This is a genomic window from Cytobacillus sp., assembly GCF_964223445.1.
In the GTDB taxonomy this organism is placed as follows: Bacteria; Bacillota; Bacilli; order Bacillales; family Cytobacillaceae; genus Cytobacillus.
On record NZ_CAXQGS010000020.1, the window covers coordinates 22,400 to 28,531 of the forward strand.

Below are 6,132 nucleotides of genomic sequence, written 5' to 3' on the forward strand. Positions count from 1 at the left end.
ATCTTTTTTGGGAAAAAGATAGGACAGGCAGGAGTATTTATTGTTTTTTTGCATGTTACAGACTTTTCAAGTTTAGTAGGCTGTATTACAGTACAGGCTTCTTCTCCATCTCTTTTTCCAGCTGGGCGATGCGGGCATCGATTGTGCTGCGGTGATAGGAGCTTTTCACCTGATGTTCAAGACGGTCAAGATAGGATTCGATTTCCTGGAATCTTGTAAAGGACTTATCATTGTTTTGATCAAGCACCTTATCCATTTGGTGGTTGGCGCGTGTGATGTTTTCACGGCCCATCAGCTCCATGCGGCGGATGTGCATATCCTTCAGTTTATGCTTCATTTCCTCGTATTTTCTTTCAAGGTCACCCATTTGCTGTACAGCCTGGTTCAGAAGATCCTTCAAACGGCTGGCACGCTCTTCATACTGCATTTGCTCCTGAGCTGCAAACTGATAGAGTTCTTCTTCACCTGCCTGTGATGCAACCTCTGCCTGGCGCTTGCGTTTGTCTGCAAGGTTTTTCGCCTGCTCGCATTCTCGAGTGAACTCTTCCTTCAATGTATATTGACGTTCCAAAAGCTTGCGGACCTTTTCGGTTTCGCGCTCACATTCACGAAGGTATTGGTTTAAGAGTGCGATTGGATTCTTTTTCTCCTTTTTATCCAATGCTTCATGAAGGTCTGCCATTACTGTATCTTTGATTCTCGTTAATAGGTTTGCCATTTGTATCTCTCCTTTTTTAGTTTCTGTTTAAATCCGCCCATTGCTTTTCAAAGTTAGCAAAAGGGTCATTGTCTTCTTCCATTACACTTGAGCTTGAATCGTTCCACTTTTTATAGACCAGATATAGAACGTATGCAGCTGCAAGCCCTAAGATTGCCGGGAAGTTGGAAGCGGTGGCCATCAAAGCGATGAACCCGATGATTCCATAGCCGATTTTTCCCATCGTGCTTTCTGCTTTTAAAAATTGTTTCAACACAAAGTATAGAATCGCCGCGCTTACTGCCAGACCCACGATCGGGCCAAGATTTGAAATCAGCACCATGGCTGCAATTCCACCTGCTATCAGTAATCCAAGTTTTTTCATTTTCGTTTCCTCCTTTCTTGATTTCATCTTACCTGTTTAATGAGAATGCTATAACGAGCCTCAGCTTTATTTTCAAATAAGACCTGAGACGTAGCAGATGGTCGGACTTTTTCAATCAAGATGGGAAATATGGAAAAAGAATGTACGTTAATACGGAAAGATGCGGGGTAGACATGGGGTAGGCAAACAAATAATGATGCTGCATTGCGCAGGTTTTTCATACATCTATTGAAATGGAGGTCTTCCCGTGTTTGGGTATGATGATTTTTTGAAATTCATTCAAGCCTTTTTTGTGGTTTTCCCAGTGGTCACACTGATTCATTTATTGGGTCATATCTTCTTTGCAGGCCTTTTTGGAGGAAAAGGGATACGGGTTATCATTGGCACAGGCAAAATACTATTCTGTATGAGATTTTTGGAGGTTAGGCGGTTTTACTTCTGGTATGGAGGGTGTAAGTTTACATCTTTAAAATACAACAATAAACTGACCAAATCTCTTATCTTTTTAGGAGGGTCTATTTTTAACATAGGGAGTATTTTTATTGTAAATTACTTGATCCGGATTGGCATTCTGGAAGCTAACATGCTGTGGTACCAATTTGTATATTTCTCCTTTTATTACGTCTTTTTCGCCCTGCTGCCAATGGATATGGCAGATGGCACGCTTAGTGACGGGAAGGCCATGTACAAGCTCTGGTTTGATAAAAATAAAGATGATTCCTCAGCAGACTGCCAGCTGGTTGACGAGGAGAAAAGATAATGAGAAGGATTATGAGCGAATTTTCGGTTTTATCGGCGAAACTCCAAAGTTATGAGCGAAATCTCTGTTTTATCGGCGAAATTTCAGTAATATGAGCGAAACCACAAAATTATCCGCAAAATCCCTAATTAATAAGCCTATAAAAAAAGGAAGCCCCAATCATTCGGGGCTTCCTTTTTGCATGAATTTCTTTTCATAATGGCTCTGAGCCAAAAGCGGCCAAATATACCGGTAGCTGTGATAGTGCATGTACAGAAAACCTGCCATTCCCTGCCCTTTTGGGTAATCGTTTGTCCAGTCATTTCTTTGTCCTTCGCGGATCAGGAAGGCTATGCCTTTTCTGATCTCAGGGCTGTTTTCATTAGAAATGGCAATCAAAGCATCCACGGCCCAGGCAGTATGTGTTAAGGTACTGCTTCCCAATGGTACATAGCGTTTTTCCATATCGCTTCTGCAGGACTCTCCCCAGCCGCCGTCTTCATTCTGCACAGACTTCAGCCACTCTGCCGCTTTTCTGATATATTCCTCATCTGCCTTTTCCCCTGCAGCGGCGAGGCCGGTAAGGGCTGCCCAGGTTCCATACAGATAGCAAATCCCCCAGCGTCCATACCAGGAACCGTTTCTCCTCTGATTCTTTTTCAGCCAGCCTATTCCTTTTTTAATTGAAGTTTCGGCTCCTGTGGAAAAGGTGCCTAAATATTCAATGGTCCTGCCTGTTAAATCTGCTGTGGACGGATCGGTAAGAATAAACTCTGCTCCCTGAATGGGGATTAGATTCAGCAGGCGATTATCCACATTTTTTTCAAATGCCGGCCATCCTCCATCACGGTTTTGCATGGATAAAGCCCATTGCACTCCTCTCTGCCTGGATTTCTCAAAAACCACTCCTGTTTGGTTGTGAATACTTCTCAGACTGGCGGTCGTATCATCCACATCAGGATGTAAAGTGTTGAAGTCTGAAAATCCCCAGCCTCCAGGAAGTCCCTCGCGGTTGTGGACCGTCCAGTCTCCATGAAGGGTATGCTGCTTTGACAGCAAATATTTATTTGCTTTAAGAATCGCTGCATCTGAATCATCCACACCCGCCTCCTGGAGGGCGTGGGAAATTAAAGCGGTATTCCACACTTTAGCGTCAGTGAATTGAAAATGGATATGTCCATCTATTTTACAGGACATTCCCTTTAATCCCTTCACCGCCTTGATAATGACTGGATTTTTGGGCGAATAGCCGATAGCGAGGAGGGCAAAAATCATATAAAACGTGCTGCTGAAATAATTTAATGATGTTCCATCCGGTTCAATCCGATCGAGCATATATTGCTTTGTTCCCTCATATGCCATACTGCGGAGCCGATCCGGTAATCCAATTAAGCTTTCGGCCATGCCGGCAAGAATGTTAACAAGGTTTCTCCATTCATCAGATCGGCTTTCTTCCCATAGTTCTTCTCTGTCCCTTGTTCCATAGATTTCGTCCAAATCCGGACTATTTTCCGTTCTTCGCCTGAATTTTTTGCTGCCAAGCACGATCACCGGCAAGAGATGAATTCTGGCAAAGCTCGAAAGCTGGTAGATGCTGATTGGACTGGATGGAGGGAGCAGCACAATTTCGATGGGCACTGGAAAAACGGCAGGCCATGGATATTGGCCTGTCATGGCAAGCAGGATTTTCGTAAAAACCCCTGCTTTTTTTATTCCGCCCTTTGATAAAATAAATTTCCGTGCAGCTGCCAGATGCGGGTCATGCTTCTGTCTATAGCCTGAGTACAAAAGGGCGTAATAGGCTTCAATGGTTAATGATAAGTTCCCTTCTTTTTCGTCTTTAAAAAGCTTCCACGCACCGCTTTCATCCTGGCGGCTTTCTATTCTCTCCGCCAGTTTCTGAATTAGCTCTTCATCCTTCATTTTGAGCGTTCTCAGCAGGATAATCATATAAGCATCAGTCATGATTCCAATTTCAAACGGATACGCCCAGGAGCCATCCTGAGATTGGCTGCTTTTCAGCAAATCGGTTAACCGGCTTATTTCTGCCTTGACTGGCTGCACATTCCTCATTCCCTCACTAAAGTTTTATTACACTATATTCCATAATCAATTAAAGAATTCAACCTTCCGGAAGAGTTTGCTAAGGGCATTCTAACGGTCAGAGAATGCTGCAGCAGTCCGGTTCATGATGACATGGCTTCATGGCAGCAGTTCAAAGAGGGGACCTATAATCATTCATATTTTCGGCACATGAAACAATTCTCTCCTGCTCATACTAAGGTCGGAGGTGCGCCAGCGATATGAAATTCTCATGGGTATTGGGGATCATGCTATTAACACAAACTCAAACTGCCAGTCTACCTGATGACTTATCCATTGAACATGACGGCAGATCCATTGCAAGTGTCAACAGGTCAGAATATCAACTGCCGTTTCCCGAGGTTCCGCTAGTGGACGGTGAACGGTTCACTCAGCTCCTGGAAAAATTAGATCGCCAGACGTATATTCCGCCTATGAACGCGTACATAGGCGAAAGCGGGCGCGTCATTGCCGAGAAGCCTGGAAAAATACTGCACCGCAAAGCATTCACAGATATTTTTTATACATATTTTTATAGTAACGGGCCGGCTAAAATTGAGATCCCAATACTCCCCGTATACCCGAGAGTGGATCGGGATCTTATCTCCCATATCCGGGTTAAAATGATCGGCCAGTATGTTACGTACTTTAATCCGAATAACGCCTCACGCTCCCATAATATTCAGCTTGCTGCCGAAGCACTTGATAATTATGTTGTTTTTCCGAATGAAGTATTTTCTTTTAACCGTGCTGTCGGCAAAAGAACGGCAGGGAAGGGCTATAAGCGTGCACCGGTTATCGTTAGAGGGGAACTGTCAGAAGATATCGGGGGCGGGATCTGCCAGGTTTCCTCAACTCTATTCAATGCAGTTGACCGGGCAGGCGTTAAAGTGATCGAGCGTTATTCCCACAGCAAAAAGGTTCCCTATGTACCGCCTGGCCGGGATGCAACTGTAAGCTGGTATGGCCCGGATTTCACCTTTAGGAACCGTTACAGCTCTCCCCTGCTCATTCGGGCAAAAGCTATGCATGGCCAAGTGGTAATCAGAGTATACTCCTCTGATGAAATTGATTATGAGCCCCGCCAGGTTCCGAAAGCGTCAACAATGCTGCCGGAAGAAATCAGCATTGAAAAGGAAGCGGCTATAGAGGATTGATAGCCTTATGAATGGCATTTACGATGGCATCCGCCTCCCGGCAATTTAATGCATCAATAAAAAAGGCCAAGGACCATTATGACCAGCCCGAAGATCGCAGAGCCGCGCTTCACGCTTCTGTTCTGCCCGGGCTTTAGGAATAAACTGATGACAAACCCAACTGGCAAAACAATGCCATTAAAGCTAAAAGTAAATGTGCCTAATAGATAATAACCAATCAGTTTCAGTACCAAAAGCTCTTCTTCCTCTTTCCTGCTCCGGTACAAAAGATAAATGCCGGCTGCCCAAAATAATAAAAAGATCATAAACATATGGTGCACCCCCTTTTAAATACGGTATTCTATGTTAAGCAGGAAAGTGAATATAAACAGAAAACACCCGCTTAACAGCGGGTGTTCATCTTTAGATAAGAGCTTTCGAAGAGACAATTACGCCATCTTCATCTGCATATACATATTCTCCCGGCTTCCAGTCAATCCCGCCAAATGTGACAGGTATATCGTGATCCCCTTTTCCCTCTTTCCGGCTTTTCAAAGGATTGCTGCCAAGTGCGAAGATTCCTATATCCAGGCTTCCTAGCTCCACAGTATCGCGAACACAGCCGTATATAATTACTCCGGCAAGCTTTCTTGATTGGGCAATCTCACCAAGCCGATCACCCATTAAGGCGCATCTTTTTGATCCGCCGCCATCCACCACCAGCACACTTCCCTCTGGAATGGACTCCAGTGCTTCTTTTACCAGAACGTTATCTTCAAACACTCTAACCGTTGAAATGGGACCGGAAAACTTTCTTTTTTGCCCATAAGATTTAAACTCCTGCTGGCAAATAAGCAGCTCTTTGCTGTGGTCATCACATAAATCGGCCGTTTTGAAATCCAAAAGAGATCTCCTCCTTTAGCGCTTTTGGCTGTAAAACACTATGCCATCTTCTTTACTTCGATAGGCAGCACCCTGTTCCCTTCCTTTTTTCATAATCGAAAGGGAAAGATTGAATATTTCAGGCATATACCTTTTAGTAAGGAAACGTTCTTGGTTCAGAAAAGCGGAAGCGCCTTGCCCACGAAGGAAC

Annotated in this window: 7 protein-coding genes; 2 read left to right on the top strand and 5 right to left on the bottom strand. The window is 44.2% G+C overall.

The genetic code is table 11. The features are described from left to right. Window positions 1-85: 85 nt before the first annotated feature. A complete protein-coding gene (locus ACEQ1T_RS02390; protein WP_206841934.1) occupies window positions 86-718 on the bottom strand; it encodes a PspA/IM30 family protein in 633 nt (210 codons plus the stop codon). Between the two features lie 16 nt (window positions 719-734). Further along, window positions 735-1,082: a flagellar basal body rod protein gene (locus ACEQ1T_RS02395; RefSeq protein WP_206841931.1), complete on the bottom strand. Its 348-nt coding sequence runs from the start codon at window positions 1,080-1,082 to the stop codon at window positions 735-737. Between the two features lie 247 nt (window positions 1,083-1,329). Here ACEQ1T_RS02395 and ACEQ1T_RS02400 point away from each other — a divergent pair, with 247 nt between their 5' ends. After that, a complete protein-coding gene (locus ACEQ1T_RS02400; protein ID WP_206841929.1) occupies window positions 1,330-1,842 on the top strand; it encodes a hypothetical protein in 513 nt (170 codons plus the stop codon). Window positions 1,843-2,001: 159 nt separating this feature from the next. Here ACEQ1T_RS02400 and shc read toward each other — a convergent pair whose 3' ends face one another. Next, window positions 2,002-3,894, bottom strand: a complete 1,893-nt coding sequence (gene shc, locus ACEQ1T_RS02405; RefSeq protein WP_370221605.1) for a squalene--hopene cyclase — start codon at window positions 3,892-3,894, stop codon at window positions 2,002-2,004. A 230-nt stretch (window positions 3,895-4,124) separates the two neighbouring features. On the opposite strand from shc, the gene ACEQ1T_RS02410 reads away from it, so the two are divergent. Beyond that, window positions 4,125-5,060: a VanW family protein gene (locus ACEQ1T_RS02410; protein WP_370221606.1), complete on the top strand. Its 936-nt coding sequence runs from the start codon at window positions 4,125-4,127 to the stop codon at window positions 5,058-5,060. 53 nt (window positions 5,061-5,113) lie between these two features. On the opposite strand, the gene ACEQ1T_RS02415 is transcribed toward ACEQ1T_RS02410, so the two are convergent. After that, window positions 5,114-5,371, bottom strand: a complete 258-nt coding sequence (locus ACEQ1T_RS02415; protein ID WP_370221607.1) for a hypothetical protein — start codon at window positions 5,369-5,371, stop codon at window positions 5,114-5,116. Window positions 5,372-5,462: 91 nt separating this feature from the next. Then, the gene (rraA, locus tag ACEQ1T_RS02420; protein ID WP_206841887.1) at window positions 5,463-5,942 is read right to left on the bottom strand and encodes a ribonuclease E activity regulator RraA; all 480 of its coding nucleotides are present in this window, start codon (window positions 5,940-5,942) and stop codon (window positions 5,463-5,465) included. Window positions 5,943-6,132 lie beyond the last annotated feature (190 nt).